The following is a 16,885-nucleotide window of genomic DNA, read 5'->3' as shown; positions in this document are numbered from 1 at the left end:
CCGGCCTCATCGCGGGGCAAGCCCGCTCCCACGCAGACCCGCGATGAGGCCGACGTGCTCAACCCACCTCTAAACTGATCGAGACAGCCCCAGGACCCGCACCATGCCTTCTTCGTTTCGCGCACTGCGCCTGGGTCTGATCGTGTTACTGATTCTGGTCGGCACCGCCCTGAGCGCCGGTTGGGCCATGCATCAGGCCAAGCGCCAGTCGATGGAAACCGACGCCCGCCGTGCCGCCCAGCAATTGGGCTTGTACGCCAATTCTTTGCATACCCTGATCGAACGCTACCGCGCCCTGCCGGCGGTACTGGCACTGGACCCGGAACTGATCGCCGCCTTGCGTGGCCCGGTCAGCGAGCCGGTGCAAGATGCACTCAACCGCAAGCTCGAACGCATCAACGGTGCGGCCAATTCCTCTACCCTGGAGTTACTCGACCATACCGGCCTGGCGGTCGCCGCCAGCAACTGGCGCCTGCCGACCACCTATGTCGGCTCCAACTATGGCTTTCGACCCTACTTCAAACAGACCCGCACCCAGGGCAGTGGCCGCTTCTACGCGGTCGGCGTGACCAGTGGCGTGCCAGGTTATTTTCTCTCAAGCGCGGTCAACGACGAGCAAGGGCGCTTTCTCGGCGCCATGGTGGTCAAGCTGGAGTTCCCCGAACTTGAGCGCGAATGGCGCCAGGGCAGCGATGTTCTGTTGGTCAGCGACGCCCGCGGGATCATCTTCATCGCCAACCAGGACGGCTGGCGATATCGCGAACTGGCGCCGCTGACGGGCGCCGACCGTGCAGAACTGGCCGAAACCCGTCAGTACGACAAGCAACCACTGGTCCCGCTGCAGCACCAGGTGCTGATGCGCTTCGATGGCAACAGCCACCTGAGCCGTGTGCAACGCCCGGATGGCCCAGTTGAATACCTGTGGCAAAGCCTGCCACTGGAAGGCGAAGGCTGGACCTTGCACCTGCTGCGCAAACCCCAGGTCAGCGAGGACGGGCGCAACGCCGCCCTGGCCGCCGCCGCGATCTGGCTGACCCTGGTGTTCGCCGCGCTGTTCGTCAGCCAGCGCCTGCGCCTGGCGCGCTTGCGCCAGCGTAGCCGTGAAGAGCTCAAGCGCCAGGTCGAAGAGCGCACCCGTGAACTGCGCACCGCCCAAGAGGGGCTGGTGCAATCGGCCAAACTGGCGGCATTGGGGCAGATGTCAGCAGCGCTGGCGCATGAGATCAACCAGCCGCTGACCACCCAACGCATGCAACTGGAAACCCTGCGCCTGCTGCTCGACCATGGCCGCCTCGATGAAGCGCGCCAAGCCCTGGAGCCGCTGGAGCAAATGCTCGCGCGCATGGCCGCGCTCACCGGCCACTTGAAGACCTTCGCCCGCAATAGCCCGGGCGGGCTGCGCGAACGCCTGGACCTGGCCGATGTGGTCGACCAGGCGCTGCATCTATTGGACGCCCGGATCCGCAGCGATGAAGTTGAAGTGGCGCTGTACCTGGCCCGCCCGGCCTGGGTGCGCGGTGATGCGATCCGCCTGGAGCAGGTGCTGATCAACTTGTTGCGCAATGCTCTCGACGCCATGGCCGACAAGCGCTACAAACGCCTGGAAATCCGCATCGAAATTGACAACGGCCAGTGGCGCCTGAGCGTGCTCGACTCCGGTGGCGGTATCGCTGAAACCGACCTGGCCAAGGTCTTCGATCCGTTCTTCACCACCAAACCGGTGGGCGAAGGCCTCGGCCTGGGCCTGGCGATCTCCTACGGCATCGTCCATGATGCCGGCGGCCAGTTGCAGGTCGAGAACTTGCCTGGCGGCGCACGCTTTAGCCTGACCCTGCCTCGCGATCTGGAGCCGGTATGTTGAATTCAGTGATCGTCGTCGATGATGAAGCCAGTATCCGCACCGCGGTCGAACAGTGGCTGAGCCTGTCAGGCTTCAGCGTGCAGTTGTTCGCCCGTGCCGAGGAGTGTCTGGCGCAACTGCCTGCGCACTTCCCAGGGGTGATCATCAGCGATGTGCGCATGCCAGGGATGGGCGGTTTGCAGTTACTTGAACAGTTGCACGCCCAAGACCCCGACCTGCCAGTGATACTGCTCACCGGTCACGGTGATGTACCGATGGCGGTGGAAGCCATGCGCAACGGTGCTTATGACTTCCTGGAAAAGCCCTTCACGCCCCAGCACTTGTTGGGCAGCCTGCGCCGCGCCCTGGAAAAGCGCCAGCTGGTGCTGGAGAACCGCCGCCTGCACGAACAGGCCGACCTTAAGGCGCGTTTGGAGGGCACTCTGCTGGGGATGTCACAGGGCCTGCAGCAGCTGCGCCGACAGGTGCTGGACTTGGCCAGCCTGCCGGTCAACGTGTTGATTCGGGGGGAAACCGGCAGCGGCAAAGAGCGCGTGGCGCGCTGCCTGCACGACTTCGGTCCGCGCGCCGACAAGCCGTTCGTGGCGCTCAATTGCGCAGCGATTCCGGAGGCTTTGTTCGAAGCCGAACTGTTTGGCCATGAAAGCGGCGCCTTCACCGGTGCTCAGGGCAAACGCATCGGCAAGCTGGAATATGCCCACGGCGGCACGGTGTTTCTCGACGAAATCGAGAGCATGCCGTTGGCCCAACAGGCCAAGCTGCTGCGGGTAATCCAGGAGCAGAAGCTCGAACGCCTGGGCGCCAACCAAAGCATCACTGTCGATCTGAGAATTATCGCCGCGACCAAACCGGACCTGCTGGAAGAAGCCCGCGCCGGGCGCTTCCGGGAAGACCTGGCGTATCGCTTGAACGTCGCCGAACTGCGCCTGGCACCGCTGCGCGAGCGGCGAGAAGACATCCCGCTGCTGTTCGAGTTTTTCGCCCGCATCACCGCTGAGCGCCTGAACCGCAGCGCACCGCCACTGTCCGGCGCACAGCTGGCGCAATTGTTGGCCCACGATTGGCCGGGCAATGTGCGCGAACTGGCCAATGCTGCAGAACGCCACGCCTTGGGGCTGGGGGCGTCCAGTGCCGAACAGAGCAACGGCGGGCCATCGTTGGTCGAACAGATGGAAGCCTTCGAGGCGCAATGCCTGCGCGCCGCCCTGCGCCAGCATAAGGGTGAGATCAAGGGCGTGATGGAAACCCTGCAACTGCCACGGCGGACGTTGAACGAGAAGATGCAGCGCCATGGGTTGGTTAGAGAAGATTTTATCGAGCGCGAATAGGCGGATTTTTGCCTATTTCGTAATTAGGATGAGCGGATATCCGCTCACTTAAGCCGATTTACCTGAGCAGTGGTGCTGCAGCTCCCGCTTTGTGCGACAACAAGCCGCAGTCACAACCGCGTCGCGCAAGGCATATGTTTCGCGGTTCCGAGGTTTTTGGGGGACGTAGACAGCGCCAGTCTGCGCCCCCAAATGGATCGTCATGCACCCATCTGGCACACCTTCTGCAAATACCTGTGCAAGCGCATCCCAGCGCGCTCCACAAAAACAACGAGAAGGTTACCTCTGATGGATAACGCCACCTCCCTGCCAACCGGGGCGGCCATAGCGCCTGCCGCGGAAAAAACCACCGCCAGCCGTCTCAAGTCGATTTTCAGCGGCTCGATCGGCAACATGGTCGAGTGGTACGACTGGTACGTCTACGCTGCATTCTCGCTGTACTTCGCCAAGGCTTTCTTCCCTGCTGGCGACACCACCGCACAACTGCTCAACACCGCCGCAATCTTTGCCGTGGGCTTCCTGATGCGCCCAATCGGCGGCTGGCTGATGGGCCTTTATGCCGACCGCAAGGGCCGCAAAGCGGCACTGATGGCCTCGGTCCTGCTGATGTGCGCAGGCTCGCTGGTAATCGCCCTGACCCCGGGCTATGAAACCATCGGCGTTGCTGCCCCGATCCTGCTGGTACTTGCGCGCTTGCTGCAAGGACTGTCGGTGGGCGGTGAATACGGCACCTCGGCCACCTACCTCAGCGAGATGGCCAGCAAGGAGCGTCGTGGCTTCTTCTCCAGCTTCCAGTACGTGACGCTGATCTCTGGCCAGCTCATCGCCCTGGCAGTGCTGATCATTCTGCAGAACACCCTGACCACCGAAGAGCTGTACGCCTGGGGCTGGCGTGTACCGTTCGTGATCGGCGCGCTGTGCGCAGTGGTCGCGCTGTACCTGCGTCGTGGCATGGAAGAGACTGCTTCCTTCACCAAGAAAGAGAAGTCCAAGGAAAGCCTGATGCGCACCCTGATGCGCCATCCCAAGGAGCTGCTGACCGTGGTCGGCTTGACCATGGGCGGTACCCTGGCCTTCTACACCTACACCACCTACATGCAGAAGTACCTGGTCAACACCGTGGGCATGAGCATCAGTGACTCGACCACCATTTCGGCGGCTACGTTGTTCCTGTTCATGTGCCTGCAACCGGTGATTGGTGGCCTGTCCGACAAGATTGGCCGGCGCCCGATCCTGATCGCCTTCGGCGTGCTCGGCACCCTGTTCACCGTACCGATCCTCAGCACCCTGCACACCATCACCACCTGGTGGGGCGCGTTCTTCCTGATCATGGCGGCACTGATCATCGTCAGCGGCTACACCTCGATCAACGCCGTGGTAAAAGCCGAACTGTTCCCTACTGAAATCCGCGCCCTGGGCGTGGGCCTGCCGTACGCACTGACCGTGTCGATCTTCGGCGGCACCGCCGAGTACGTGGCGCTGTGGTTCAAGAGCGTCGGCATGGAGAGTGGTTTCTATTGGTACGTCACCGGCTGCATCGCTTGCTCGCTGCTGGTCTACGCGACCATGAAAGACACCAAGACCCACTCGCGGATCACCACCGACTGATCCTGTTCGGGCTGTAACCAGCAAGGGGCGCACCGCCAGACGGTGCGCCCCTTTTTTATTTTGTGGTCACCCAAGCCCGCGGATGTATCGCTCAAAACGAAGCGCCGGATCAGATAAATCCACAACCGATGCAGGACAAAGCCACTCATCAGCCGCTTCCTATCCATTTAACCTTTCATTAATTCAAAGCCGCCATCCTGGAACGACTGGCGACACATCCTCTTGAACCGGTACCCCTTCATTACTGAAAGCTAATCGGTGTTAGCGGATAGAACGCCTCAAAAATAATCTAATAAATCGATTAGTAACCGTTAATATTTGCGCTTTTTAATCAATTTAATAGGCGTAACATCAAACCCATAGAAACAAACAACCCAACGACTCATCGGAGCAACGACCATGAAAAACAAACTGATCCTGTCCCTGGCTTTCTCTGTACTGGCTACTGGCGCCTTCGCCGAAGACGGCTTTGATCGCACCAATGCGCACAACTTCGCCTCTGCTCAAACCCAGTCGGCTACCTACGCAGAAGATGGTTTCGATCGCACTGGCGGCGCACGCTTCGCTGAAGATGGCTTCGATCGCACTGGCGGCGCACGCTTCGCTGAAGATGGCTTCGATCGCACCGGCGGCGCACGCTTCGCTGAAGACGGCTTCGATCGCACTGGCGGCGCACGCTTCGCCGAAGATGGCTTCGATCGCACCAACGCCCATCGCATCAGCTGATTGCTGATGCTCACACCCAGCCCGGCTTTGGCCGGGCTTAATCATTTCCAGCAAGGCTCAGGCTTGGCACACTAGGCGTCTCGTCCATCCCAGAGGAAGGGCCCCGGCCCTGAGCAGATGTACTACTACGAACCCGCCAAAGGCCACGGCCTGCCCCACGACCCGTTCAACGCCATCGTCGGCCCTCGGCCCATCGGCTGGATCTCTTCGCAAGATCGCGAAGGCCGGCTGAACCTGGCGCCCTACAGCTTCTTCAACGCCTTCAATTACATTCCACCGATCATCGGTTTCTGCAGTGTCGGGCGCAAAGACAGCCTGAACAATATCGAGCAGACCGGCGAATTCGTCTGGAACCTGGCCACCCGGCCACTGGCCGAGCAGATGAACCAAAGCTGCGCGGCAGTTGCTGCGGATATCGATGAATTCGTTTTGAGTGGTCTGACGCCAACGGCATCACGGCTGGTCGGCGTGCCACGTGTGGGTGAAAGCCCAGTCGCCTTCGAATGCAAGGTCAGCCAGATCGTCCAGCTCAAGCGCGCCGACCAGGAGCTGGTGCCCAGCTGGCTGATCCTCGGTGAAGTAGTGGCGGTGCATATTGCCGAGCATCTGCTCAAAGACGGCATCTACGACACCGCTGCCGGCGAGCCGATCCTGCGCGGCGGCGGCCCGCAGGACTACTTCGAACTGGGCAACCTGTTCAAGATGGGCCGGCCCCAGGTCAACGGCTGATCACCAGATCAGCTCGCCCTCTTCGCTCACCCCTTGCAGGCGTTCGAGCTCGGCGCAGGCGGCCTCATCGGCCGCTATCGCGCCCTTGAACAGTTGGCCATCGAGCACCTTGTGAAAACGCGGGGTGCCCATGCCGTTCAATGCTTTCACGGCAATCGCCGCGTTATAGCCACCACCTTCTACGGGGACCATCGCCGAAACCGCTTCGAAGTGGGGGAACTCTCTACGTGCCATCGTGCAATCCAGTCTGGGTAAAAGTGCGCATTCTAACCCGAGCCCTGGTCACTGAAGGTATGCAGATCGAGGCTGGCGACCACCTGCGCCTGCACCAGCTCACCAAACAGATCGAGATTAGGCGAGGCAAAATAGCCACTCATCGCCTGCTGATCGCGCCAGCTGCCGCTGAGCAGCCACAGGTCGTCATCCGCTTGCGAGCGCTGCACGCTGAAACTCAGGCAGCCGGGCATGCGCAGCGACGGCTCGAGCAGGTCACGCAGGCGCACGCCTAGTTCCGCCGAACGACCGTTGCTGGCACGGATAAAAGCCAAGTGAGTGACCGGTTGGCGTTGGGTCATGAACGATCTCCTTGAAGCGGGACGGACGGAAACACCAGGCTGGCCAGCGTAGGGCCTGGCCCGCGCGCGCCGTTAGGCCATTACTGCACGCCGATTGCCTGATCCTGCCACGTTGCAGGATCAGGCAATCGGCGTGCAGTAATCGACTAGCGCCGCGGCTTGCCCAAACCTATCCTGCTGGTCACCACACAGGATCCCCGTCATGACCACGCCAGCGACCCTCGAACCGACTTTGGAGACCCTGCGCCAGGAGCTCTCCGGGCTGATCCTGCGCCACACCGCCGAGACCAATGGGGTTGAATCGGCGATCGACGGCTTGTTCCTGAGTCGCTATGAGGAGAATGTGCGGGGTATGCCTGCCCTGGCGCAGCCAGCCCTGTGCATCCTTGCCGAGGGTAACAAGACGCTGTTTCTCGGCGATGAACGCTACACCTACGACCCCCTGCACTACATGGTGGTCTCGGTGACCTTGCCAATAACCGGGGCGATGCTCGATGCCTCCCCACAGAACCCCTGCCTGGGTCTGCGCCTGGACATCGACCCGGCCGAAATTAGCCAGCTCATCGCCCAAAGCGGCCCGATGCTGGTGCCCAGCATGGCGTCTGGCCGCGGCCTGTTCGTCGAACGCAGCGACGTGCCCTTGCTCGACGCGTTGCTGCGCCTGGTGCGGCTACTCGACTCGCCGAGAGATATCGCAGTGCTTGCGCCATTGGTTCGTCGCGAGCTGCTGTACCGAGTGTTACGTGGCCCCCAAGGTCATCGCCTGTACGAAATAGCCTTGGCCAACAGCCAGACCCACCGGGTATGCCAGGCCATTGCCTGGCTCAACCAGCATTACCAGCAACCGCTGCGCATCGAGGACCTGGCGCGTGAGGTCAACCTGAGCACCTCGACCCTGCATCACCGTTTCAAGGCCGTGACCTCAATGAGCCCGTTGCAATATCAGAAGCAATTGCGCCTGCAAGAAGCACGGCGGCTGATGCTCAATGATGGGATTGAAGCAGCGGTGGCGGGCTATCGGGTGGGCTACGAGAGCCCGTCGCAGTTCAGCCGCGAGTACAGTCGCCTGTATGGCGCCCCGCCGATCCGGGATGTGGCCAGGCTGAGGGCCAGCGCCAACTGACAACGGTGGCGTAGCACTGTCCTGCTTGCGTCGGTGGCGGCCTCTTCGCGGGCAAGCCCGCTCCCACAAGGACCGCGCTGCTCTATGGCGCAGCGCTGTACCTGTTTCCCCCAAATACTCACTCAAGGCAGACGCTGCTCTGCGGTCCAACGCTGTACCTGTGGGAGCGGGCTTGCCCGCGAACGAGGGGGGCAGCCCTCGCAGCGGTCGTCAGCCCTGCACAGCCTGCTGCCACTGCGCCTGATCCACCTGGATCAAGGTCGGCCCCTTACGCTCGACAGCGCTAGCCAACGCCGCCTGCAATTGCGCCACATCCGCCACATCCTCAGCCGCCGCACCCAACGCCCGCGCCACGCCGATAAAGTCAGGCGTATGAATATCCACGCCCACCGGCTCAATCGCCCGATTGACCATGTACTTCTTGATTTCCTCATAGCCCTGGTTATTCCACAGCAGCACGATCAGCGGCACCTGCGCTTCCACCGCGCTGGCTAGCTCTGGCAGGGTGAATTGCAAGCCACCATCGCCGATCAGGCACACGGCAGGCGAGCGCTGGCTGACCTGCTCGGCGCTACCGAGCCAAGCGCCCATGGCCGCTGGCAAGGCGTAGCCAAGCGTCCCGTAGCCAGTGGAGGCATTGAACCAGCGGCGCGGCTGATCAAGGTCCAGGGTCAGATTGCCGGTGTACACCGGTTGGGTCGAGTCGCCGACCAGAATCGCACGGGGCAACGTTTGCAGGATCGCCGTCAACAGGCGCGTCTGACTCAGGGTCGGCTGGTCCCAACCAGCCGCCAACGCCTGGCGCAACTGACCCACCCGGGCCACACCCCACTGTGCCTCAAGCACCGCTGGCGGCTGCGCCTGCAATGCAGCGAGCAACGCCCCTGTCGCTTGTTGGGCGTCGGCCACCAGCGCCAGCTCAGGCAAGTAATTGCGAACGGTCTGGTCCGGGTCGATGTCGATCCGGAGCAGGCTGCCGGGGATCTCGAAGCCGCCCTTGAAGGTCACGTCATAATCGGTCTCGGCCAGCTCGGTGCCGATTGCCAGCACCACATCGGCCTCGGCCACCAACGCGCGAGTGGCAGGCAGCGATTGGGTCGAGCCGATCTGCAGCGAGTGAGCGGCTGGCAGCAGGCCCTTGGCATTGATGGTCAGCGCCACTGGCGCCTGCAAGTGTTCGGCGAGGGCGGTCAGTTCCACCCCTGCGGCCAGTGCGCCACCGCCAGCGAGGATCAGTGGCCGGCGGGCCTTGGCCAGGCGTTCGGCCATCAGCGCTACTGTCGCAGGCGATGCAGCGGCGCGGCTGGTACGCACCGGCCGCCCTGGCAGCAAGTGATCGGCTGGCTCGACCAGCACATCCAGCGGGATCTCGATATGCACCGGACGCGGCCGCCCCCCCTCGAACACCGCGAAGGCCCGCGCAAGCACATGCGGCAGGTCATCTGCACACATCAGGGTATGAGAGAACGCCGCCACCCCGGCAACCAGCGCAGACTGATCAGGCAGCTCGTGCAACTTGCCACGCCCACCACCGAGCGAATCGCGCGACTGTACGCTGGAGATCACCAGCATCGGGATCGAATCGGCATAGGCCTGGCCCATGGCGGTGGTGATGTTGGTCATGCCAGGGCCGGTGATGATGAAGCACACCCCAGGCTTGGCGCGGGTGCGCGCATAGCCGTCCGCCATGAACCCTGCGCCCTGCTCGTGGCGCGGGGTGATATGGCGGATGGATGAGCCGGCAAGCCCGCGATAGAGTTCCACGGTATGCACGCCGGGGATGCCGAAGACATGGTCCACGCCATAGCCTTCGAGCAGTTTGACCAATACTTCGCCACAGGTTGCCATCGTTCGATACCCAGCTTTTTTGTTGAAATCAGGGGTCATTGGAACCAAGCAGCCGGTATCGCCACAATGCAAAAAAACACATACTAGCCATGTCCTCAGATCATGGCTGACTGCGATGAAACGCCTCCCTCCCCTGCCCGCACTGCACACGTTTTTGGTCACTGCCCAGCACTGCAACTTCACCCGTGCGGCGCAGCACTTGCACATCACTCAAGGTGCGGTCAGTCGGCAGATTGCCGGCCTCGAAGAGCACTTGGGCTACGCGCTGTTCCAACGCCAGGCGCGCGGCCTGAGCCTGACCCGCGAAGGCCAGGACTGGCTGCCGCGAGTGCAGCAGGTGTTTGCCTTGATCGACCAGGGTGTGCGTGAAGTGGGCGGGCGCAGCGCTACGCTGCAACTCAAAGCGCCAACCTGTGTGATGCGCTGGCTGTTGCCGCGCCTGATGGAGTGGCAGGCCCTGCGTCCGGATGTGCCGGTGGAGCTGACCACTACCGTGCAGCATGGGGTGGATTTTCGTCATGAGGGATTCGATGCGGCGGTGGTCTACGGCAGTGCGCCCAACCATGGGCTGCGGGTGCGCAAGCTGTTCGATGAGCAGTTGACCCCGGTGTGTGCACCGTCCTTGCGCAATGCTTCAGTGCCGTTGGCGCGGCTTGAGGATCTGGCTGGGCACATGCTCCTGCACCCTTCGCGCGACGAGCATGACTGGCGACTGTGGTTGCAGGCGGCGGGCGCAGAGTTCGATCTGCACGGCCCGCGCCAGCACTTCGAGACCTTGGACATGGCGATGGCCATGGCCTCGCAGGGCACTGGCGTGGCGATTGGCGACTGGGCGCTGATTGGAGATGACTTGCGCAACGGCAGGTTGTGCATGCCGTTTGGCTTGAAGGTGATGACCGGGAAGGCGTATTACCTGGCAAGCCCAGCCAAGAGCCCCCCTGCGGGGTTGATCGAGTTGCTGGATTGGCTGGAACAACGTGCCAGGTAATGATGCGCTGCTGGATGGCCCGTTATGGGGCCGCTTTGCGGCCCCAGCACTCAGTATCCAACCGTAAACCGCTGCCGCGAATGCGCCGGTTTCTCCAATTCATCAAGCATGGCAATGGCGTAGTCGGCAAAGCTGATCCAGCTCTTGCCATCCGCCCCGATCAGCAGATGATCCTTGCCCAATTGGTAATGCCCACTGCGCTGACCTTCGACAAACTCCGCCGACGGCGACAGGAACGTCCAATCCAGGTTCTGCTCCTGACGCAGCGTTTCAAGAAAACGCACCCCAGCCGACGCCTCAGCCTTGTAAGCCTCTGGGAAATCCGGGCTATCGATCACCCGATGCCCCGACGGCAACAGCAGGCTACCTGCCCCACCCACCACCAGCAGGCGCTTGACCCCGGCACGCTTGACCGGCTCGATGATCGCGCGCGGTTCGAGGGTGGAGAAGTGCGCCGCGCTCAGCACCGCGTCAACCCCGGTCACAGCCTGCTGCAACGCTGCGCTGTCCTTGGCATCCAGGGCCTTTACGGTAACGACCTCGCGCCCTTGCAACGTGGACGGATTACGGGCGATGGCCACGACACTGTGACCACGGCGCAGGGCCTCTTCCAGCAACTGGCTGCCAGCCCGTCCGGTAGCACCGATAATTGCGATCTTGCTCATGGGAAACACTCCATCAGGTTGAAAGGGATTACCACTTCATCTCGCCCTTGGCGACCTTGGCGCTGAGCTCCAACGAGCTTTCGTCGGCAAGGTCTGGGTAACGCGCTTTCATGGCTGCGATCAGCGCGTTGGCATCCTTGGCCTTCGCGGTTTCGCTGTCGAAGGCACGAATGTAGTTGGCAGTGAAGCGGACCGCGTCCAGCGATTGGCTGCTTTTGCCCAGATAGTGACCAGGGATCACCGTGCGCGGAGCCAACTGCTCGATGCGTTGCAGCGTCGCCAGCCAGTCGTAGTGGGATTGCACGGTCTGGGTATCGGCCATCCACACGTGAATATGCTCGGCCACCACCACGCCACCGACCACCGCCTTGATCGACGGGATCCAGACGAAACTGCGATCGGGCTGCGGGCCGTCCAGGCCGATGATCTGCAGCGCCTGCCCTTCCAGCTCAAGGCGGTCGCCTTGCAGCACTTGCGGAACGAGCAGACGCTTGGGCTGATCAGCAGCCATCTGCGGCCCCCAATAGGCTAGCTTGGCATCCATGGTCTTGCGGATATGCGCCACGGTGGCGGCAGAGGCCACCACCCGCGCCTTGGGAAAGGCTTCGGTCAGGGTCTGCAGGCCAAAGTAATAGTCCGGGTCGCCATGACTGATGTAGATCATGGTCAAGCGCTTGTCGCTGGCCCGCAGGCGTTGTACCACTTGCTCGGCCTGGGCCTTACCGAACTGAGCGTCGACCAGAATCGCCTCATGCTCGCCACTGACGATCACCGAACTGACGGGAAAGATCGCCTCATGACCTGGGTTATAGACCTCTAGCTGCAAAGGCTCGGCAGCCAGTACGGGGCCTGCGAGTGCTGCGCACGCCAGCAACACGCTGCGCAAGGGGGTAAGAAATGACACTGGCTAATCCTGTGAATGGTCGATGCAGGACAGCTTAGTTGCCCGATCCATTACAAAAAATGCGATCCTGCTACATAGTTTGTTTCCAAAATCGAGCAGATCATGGACCGTCTCAACGCCATGCGCGTGTTTGTCACCGTCGTCGACCTGGGTAGCCAGTCGGCAGCTGCGGATCATCTGCAGATGTCCAGGCCAGTAGTGTCGCGCTATCTGGCAGAACTGGAAGACTGGGTCGGCGCACGCCTGATGCAGCGCACCACGCGCAAACTCAGCCTGACCGCCGCGGGCCAGGAGACGCTGCCGCGCTGCCGGCAAATGCTGGAGTTGGCGGGAGACCTGCAAAGCGCCGTGCGCCAGCCGGACGATGCGCCACGCGGGGAGCTGCGCATTAGCGTCAGTACGTCATTTGGCCAAGCGCAACTGGTCGATGCAGTAGCGGAGTATGTGAGCTTGTTTCCAGGGGTTAAGGTCGAGCTGCAGATGCTCGATCGCACGGTCAATCTGGTCGATGAGCGCATCGATTTGGCGATTCGTACCAGCAACGACCTTGATCCCAACCTGATCGCCCGGCGCCTGACGGTCTGCCGCTCTGTGGTCTGCGCCGCCCCCGCTTACCTGCAAACCCATGGCGTACCGCAACGGGTCGAGGAGTTGAGCCAACACAATTGCCTGACCCATGCGTATTTCGGCCACAGCCTGTGGCATTTCGAAGTGGATGGCCGCCAGCTCGCCGTGCCGGTGCAAGGCAATATCAGCGCCAACGAAGCCATGACCTTGCAGAAAGCCGCGCTGGCCGGCGCAGGCATCGCCATGCTGCCGACTTACCAGGCAGCTTGCGCCCTCAAAAAGGGCGAACTGCTGCGCTTGCTGCCGCAGGCCAAGCCCCGGGAGCTGAACCTGAATGCGGTCTATACCTCGCGCAAGCACATGCCGGCGACCTTGCGCAGCATGCTCGATTTTCTTGCACAGCGTTTCAAGGATGAGCCGCAGTGGGATAGCGCCATTTAGGCCGCCACTGCCTACAGAGTGATCAGACTGACCTATGCTTGTAGTTACCACCTGTCGCTGTTGAAGGAGGTAAGCTCGATGAGCATAAGAACAAGAAGATGCGCCGTGGCCTTCGCCTTGGTCGCGGTCGCAGGCCTTTATGGCTCGGCCTGCTGGCGAGTCGAACTGCTACGCAACCAGCCCAACTCGGCGGCCAGTTGCGCCCAGGAGCACTGCGTTCCCCACACCGCGACCCTGAGCGCCGTCAGATAAGCCGACGGCAGCCCGCCGTTACTCTTCGACGCTCATGTATTCCTTGGCCCAGCGGATGTAGTCCTCAGGCTGGGTGTAGGTGTGCGAAAGCTCGGTAGCGCTGAGGTTCTCGGACTTGTTCTGCTGGCCACGCTGCAAGCGCAGGCAATCATAGGTCGCCTTGATCGCGGCAAAGTAGGCGGCGTGCCCATCGACCACGATCCGCACCCCCAGGCGCGCCAGGCGCTCGTCGTCACGCAGATTCGGGTTGCCGTAGCTGACCAGCATCAGCGGCACGCTCAAGTGCTCGGCAATCTGCTCCAGGTGATCGAAGTCCTTCACCCCGACCATGCAGATCGCATCGGCGCCGGCCTTCTGGTAGCTCTGCGTGCGCACGATGATTTCTTCGGTGGTGAGCACCCCGGCGTTGGTGCGGGCGATGATCGACAGCGACGAATCGACCCGTGCCTCGATGGCTGCGCGCACCTTGCCAACACCCTCTTCCACTGAAATCAGGTCAGTCGACTTACGGCCAAACTGTGCTGGCAACAGGGTGTCTTCAATGGTCAGCGCGGCCACACCGGCGCGCTCGAGCTCGATCACCGTGCGCATCACGTTCAGCGCATTGCCATAGCCATGGTCGGCGTCAGCCATCACTGGCAACTGGGCAACACGGCCGATGCGGGTGGCCTGTTCGACGAACTCGCTCAGGGTGATCAGGGCGAAGTCAGGCGCGGCCAGCACCTGCAGCGAAGCGACCGAACCGCCAAGGATGCCCACCTCAAAACCGAGGTCGGCGGCGATGCGTGCGGACATCGGGTCAAAGACCGAGGCGGTGTGATAGCACGAGCCTGAGGCGAGCAGTTTACGGAAGGCAAAACGCAGATCTTGGTGGGAAGCCTTGGGCATGATCACTCCGCAATAACGTTGAAATTGAACTGGCTGACAACCGACCCCGAAATTGGGTCTACCTGACCTGTTCCAACCGTCGCCATCTGGGCGGTCATGCTCGACATGCAGGCAGAGGAATAAAAGGCGTGGGATACAGCGACCGGAAAATCTGCGGCAAAATGATGCACCAAGCTGGTGCAAACCCCTGATTTCAGCCTCTGCGGCCCGGCCACGATATCACGCAGCCATGCACATCCGGGTGAAAGGGCTAATGCCGATCTTGCATAGGGAATGCACATACTACATAGGAAGCTACCTAAGTCAGGTTACACTTGGCCCAGCGTGAGCAGCCCGCGACCCGGCTGTTTTCAATTACAAGGTATGACCGTGACCGCCGCCCTGCCCCCCGCCGTCCTGCGCAGTGTCCTCAGCGCCCTGATGCTGGCGATCTTTCTCGGTGCCCTGGACCAGACCATCGTCGCCGTCTCGCTGCCAGCGATCTCGGCGCAGTTCAATGATGTCGGGCTGCTGGCCTGGGTGATTTCTGGCTACATGGTGGCGATGACCGTGGCCGTGCCGATCTACGGCAAACTTGGCGATCTATATGGCCGTCGGCGGATGATCCTCACCGGCACCGCGCTGTTCACCCTGGCCTCGGTGTTTTGCGCGTTGGCGCAGAACATCGAGCAGCTGGTCTTGGCCAGGGTGCTGCAAGGGGTCGGCGCGGGCGGCATGGTCTCGGTCAGCCAGGCGATCATCGGCGACTACGTGGCACCGCGCGAGCGTGGCCGTTATCAGGGCTACTTCAGCAGCATGTATGCGCTGGCCAGCGTGGCCGGGCCGGTGTTCGGTGGCTGGCTGACCGAGTACCTGTCCTGGCACTGGGTGTTCTGGATCAACCTGCCGCTGGGCCTGGCGGCGCTCTGGGTGATCAATCGCGCCCTGCGCGGCATGCCAGTCAAGCGCCGTGAGGCACAGGTGGATTACCTCGGAGCGGTGCTGCTGATTGTTGGCCTGGGCAGTCTGTTGCTTGGCATTACCCTGGTCGGTCAGGGGCATGCCTGGCTGTCCACGCCTGTGTTGGCGCTGTTCGGCTGCGCCCTGCTGGGGTTGCTGCTGTTCATTGGCCATGAGCGCCGTTGTCCTGAGCCGCTGCTGCCCCTCTCGCTGTTCAATAATCGGGTCGCCGTGCTGTGCTGGGTGGTGATCTTCTTCGCCAGCTTCCAGTCGATTTCCCTAAGCATGCTGATGCCGCTGCGTTACCAAGGCATTACCGGCGCGGGCGCCGATAGCGCGGCCCTGCACCTGCTGCCATTGGCCATGGGGCTGCCGATGGGGGCGTTTGGCGGCGGCCGGCTGACCAGCCTGACTGGCCGCTACAAGCCGCAGATTCTTGCCGGCGCGGTATTGATGCCGCTGGCGATTTTCGCCATGGCCCTCACCCCGCCGCAGTCGGGGTTACTCAGCGCCGTGTTCATGCTGCTGGTAGGCATTGCCTGCGGTTTGCAGTTTCCGACCTCGCTGGTGGGTACGCAAAGCTCGGTGCAGATCAAGGACATTGGCGTTGCCACCAGCACCACCAATCTGTTTCGCTCGCTGGGCGGCGCGATGGGCGTTGCCTGCATGTCCAGCCTGATGCTGGCGCTGCTGCACGATGGCGGGTTTGCGGTGCTGGATAACCCGCTGCTGGGCAGTTTGCAGGCGGGCGATGCCGATCCAGCGACCCAGGCGCGGCTGCTGGAGATGTTCAAGCAGTTGTTGACCGGCAGCGCCGCAGTGGCCGTGTTGGGCTTGATTGCGGCGATCGGTTTGCCGGATCGGCAATTGCGCGGGCATTGAGCTGGCCTTGCAGGACGAGGTGGTTGGACTGACGCTATCGCGGGGCAAGCCCGCTCCCACGCTTCCCAGCAGGGGCCAGCAGCGTGGGAGCGGGCTTGCCCCGCGATAGCGTCAGTTCGACCGATCCATTAACTGTCCCTTAATACAACCGGACAACACTTCCTCACAATCCTTAACAAAGTGTCATTTGCGCATGCCAGGGCTCAAGCGCAGCATATCCAGCCCGGTATCGACCCATTGCTCGGCGTTGGCCAGCAGGTCGAAGCTGTCCGGCAGCAACAACCAGCGGCCAATCAACCCGTCTACATAGGCGAACAGGGCGATGGCGGCACGCTCCACATCCAGATCCGCAGGTAACTGTTCACGGCGTACTGCATTGGCCAACGCGAGGGTGATGCCCTCATGGCAATCAAGGATCGCGCCCTGGCGCTGCTGACGAATTTCACACATTTCATCGGTGAACTCGCACTTGTGATGCAGGATTTCATTGATACGCCGGGTTCGGGCGTCGAGCACCAACTCGGTAAATACCTGCAGCAACAGCTTGCGCATGCAGCCGAG

Annotated in this window: 16 protein-coding genes; 9 read left to right on the top strand and 7 right to left on the bottom strand. The window is 62.1% G+C overall.

The genetic code is table 11. From position 1 onward, the window contains the following. Positions 1-103: 103 nt before the first annotated feature. From ACI2JX_RS11600 to ACI2JX_RS11580, 5 genes are all read left to right on the top strand, one after another. Positions 104-1,861 carry an ATP-binding protein gene (locus ACI2JX_RS11600; RefSeq protein ID WP_264236256.1) on the top strand — a complete coding sequence of 586 codons (1,758 nt, stop codon included), beginning with the start codon at positions 104-106 and terminating at the stop codon, positions 1,859-1,861. Beyond that, on the top strand, positions 1,855-3,189 hold the full coding sequence (locus ACI2JX_RS11595) for a sigma-54 dependent transcriptional regulator (protein WP_264236255.1): 1,335 nt from the start codon (positions 1,855-1,857) through the stop codon (positions 3,187-3,189). Before ACI2JX_RS11600 ends, ACI2JX_RS11595 begins: the two co-directional genes overlap by 7 nt. A gap of 288 nt (positions 3,190-3,477) precedes the next feature. After that, entirely contained in the window at positions 3,478-4,797 is a 1,320-nt protein-coding gene (locus ACI2JX_RS11590; RefSeq protein WP_186553966.1) for an MFS transporter, read from the top strand. A 399-nt stretch (positions 4,798-5,196) separates the two neighbouring features. Next, complete coding sequence (locus ACI2JX_RS11585) at positions 5,197-5,523, top strand: hypothetical protein (RefSeq protein ID WP_404690109.1); 327 nt, start codon at positions 5,197-5,199, stop codon at positions 5,521-5,523. Positions 5,524-5,640: 117 nt separating this feature from the next. Further along, positions 5,641-6,252, top strand: coding sequence for a flavin reductase family protein (locus tag ACI2JX_RS11580; protein WP_404690108.1), 612 nt, complete (start codon positions 5,641-5,643; stop codon positions 6,250-6,252). Here the strand turns inward: ACI2JX_RS11580 and ACI2JX_RS11575 are convergent, their stop codons facing one another. Both ACI2JX_RS11575 and ACI2JX_RS11570 read right to left on the bottom strand, forming a co-directional pair. Then, on the bottom strand, positions 6,253-6,486 hold the full coding sequence (locus tag ACI2JX_RS11575; RefSeq protein WP_264236252.1) for a hypothetical protein: 234 nt from the start codon (positions 6,484-6,486) through the stop codon (positions 6,253-6,255). It abuts the gene before it with no gap. 32 nt (positions 6,487-6,518) lie between these two features. Then, on the bottom strand, positions 6,519-6,827 hold the full coding sequence (locus ACI2JX_RS11570; RefSeq protein WP_264236251.1) for an antibiotic biosynthesis monooxygenase family protein: 309 nt from the start codon (positions 6,825-6,827) through the stop codon (positions 6,519-6,521). Between the two features lie 202 nt (positions 6,828-7,029). Here ACI2JX_RS11570 and ACI2JX_RS11565 point away from each other — a divergent pair, with 202 nt between their 5' ends. Then, entirely contained in the window at positions 7,030-7,950 is a 921-nt protein-coding gene (locus ACI2JX_RS11565; RefSeq protein ID WP_264236250.1) for an AraC family transcriptional regulator, read from the top strand. Positions 7,951-8,160: 210 nt separating this feature from the next. Here the strand turns inward: ACI2JX_RS11565 and ACI2JX_RS11560 are convergent, their stop codons facing one another. Next, entirely contained in the window at positions 8,161-9,798 is a 1,638-nt protein-coding gene (locus ACI2JX_RS11560) for a 5-guanidino-2-oxopentanoate decarboxylase (RefSeq protein WP_264236249.1), read from the bottom strand. A 115-nt stretch (positions 9,799-9,913) separates the two neighbouring features. Between ACI2JX_RS11560 and ACI2JX_RS11555 the strand changes: the two genes are divergently transcribed. Then, a complete protein-coding gene (locus tag ACI2JX_RS11555; RefSeq protein ID WP_264236248.1) occupies positions 9,914-10,786 on the top strand; it encodes a LysR substrate-binding domain-containing protein in 873 nt (290 codons plus the stop codon). Between the two features lie 50 nt (positions 10,787-10,836). Here the strand turns inward: ACI2JX_RS11555 and ACI2JX_RS11550 are convergent, their stop codons facing one another. Together ACI2JX_RS11550 and ACI2JX_RS11545 are read right to left on the bottom strand one after the other, a co-directional pair. After that, the gene (locus tag ACI2JX_RS11550; RefSeq protein ID WP_404690107.1) at positions 10,837-11,451 is read right to left on the bottom strand and encodes an NAD(P)-dependent oxidoreductase; all 615 of its coding nucleotides are present in this window, start codon (positions 11,449-11,451) and stop codon (positions 10,837-10,839) included. Between the two features lie 28 nt (positions 11,452-11,479). Continuing rightward, on the bottom strand, positions 11,480-12,355 hold the full coding sequence (locus ACI2JX_RS11545) for an MBL fold metallo-hydrolase (protein ID WP_404690106.1): 876 nt from the start codon (positions 12,353-12,355) through the stop codon (positions 11,480-11,482). Positions 12,356-12,457: 102 nt separating this feature from the next. On the opposite strand from ACI2JX_RS11545, the gene ACI2JX_RS11540 reads away from it, so the two are divergent. Next, a complete protein-coding gene (locus ACI2JX_RS11540) occupies positions 12,458-13,363 on the top strand; it encodes a LysR family transcriptional regulator (RefSeq protein ID WP_264236245.1) in 906 nt (301 codons plus the stop codon). Between the two features lie 270 nt (positions 13,364-13,633). Here ACI2JX_RS11540 and ACI2JX_RS11535 read toward each other — a convergent pair whose 3' ends face one another. Then, a complete protein-coding gene (locus ACI2JX_RS11535) occupies positions 13,634-14,503 on the bottom strand; it encodes an oxaloacetate decarboxylase (RefSeq protein ID WP_186553955.1) in 870 nt (289 codons plus the stop codon). A gap of 369 nt (positions 14,504-14,872) precedes the next feature. On the opposite strand from ACI2JX_RS11535, the gene ACI2JX_RS11530 reads away from it, so the two are divergent. After that, on the top strand, positions 14,873-16,324 hold the full coding sequence (locus ACI2JX_RS11530) for an MDR family MFS transporter (RefSeq protein WP_404690105.1): 1,452 nt from the start codon (positions 14,873-14,875) through the stop codon (positions 16,322-16,324). A gap of 183 nt (positions 16,325-16,507) precedes the next feature. On the opposite strand, the gene ACI2JX_RS11525 is transcribed toward ACI2JX_RS11530, so the two are convergent. Further along, a partial coding sequence (locus tag ACI2JX_RS11525) for a TetR family transcriptional regulator C-terminal domain-containing protein (protein ID WP_404690104.1) occupies positions 16,508-16,885 on the bottom strand: 378 nt, incomplete at its 5' end.

This window comes from Pseudomonas sp. NPDC088890, from assembly GCF_044900155.1.
Lineage (GTDB): Bacteria > Pseudomonadota > Gammaproteobacteria > Pseudomonadales > Pseudomonadaceae > Aquipseudomonas > Aquipseudomonas urmiensis.
Note: the sequence above shows the minus strand (reverse complement) of the source record. Positions and strands in the feature narration are given on the sequence as shown.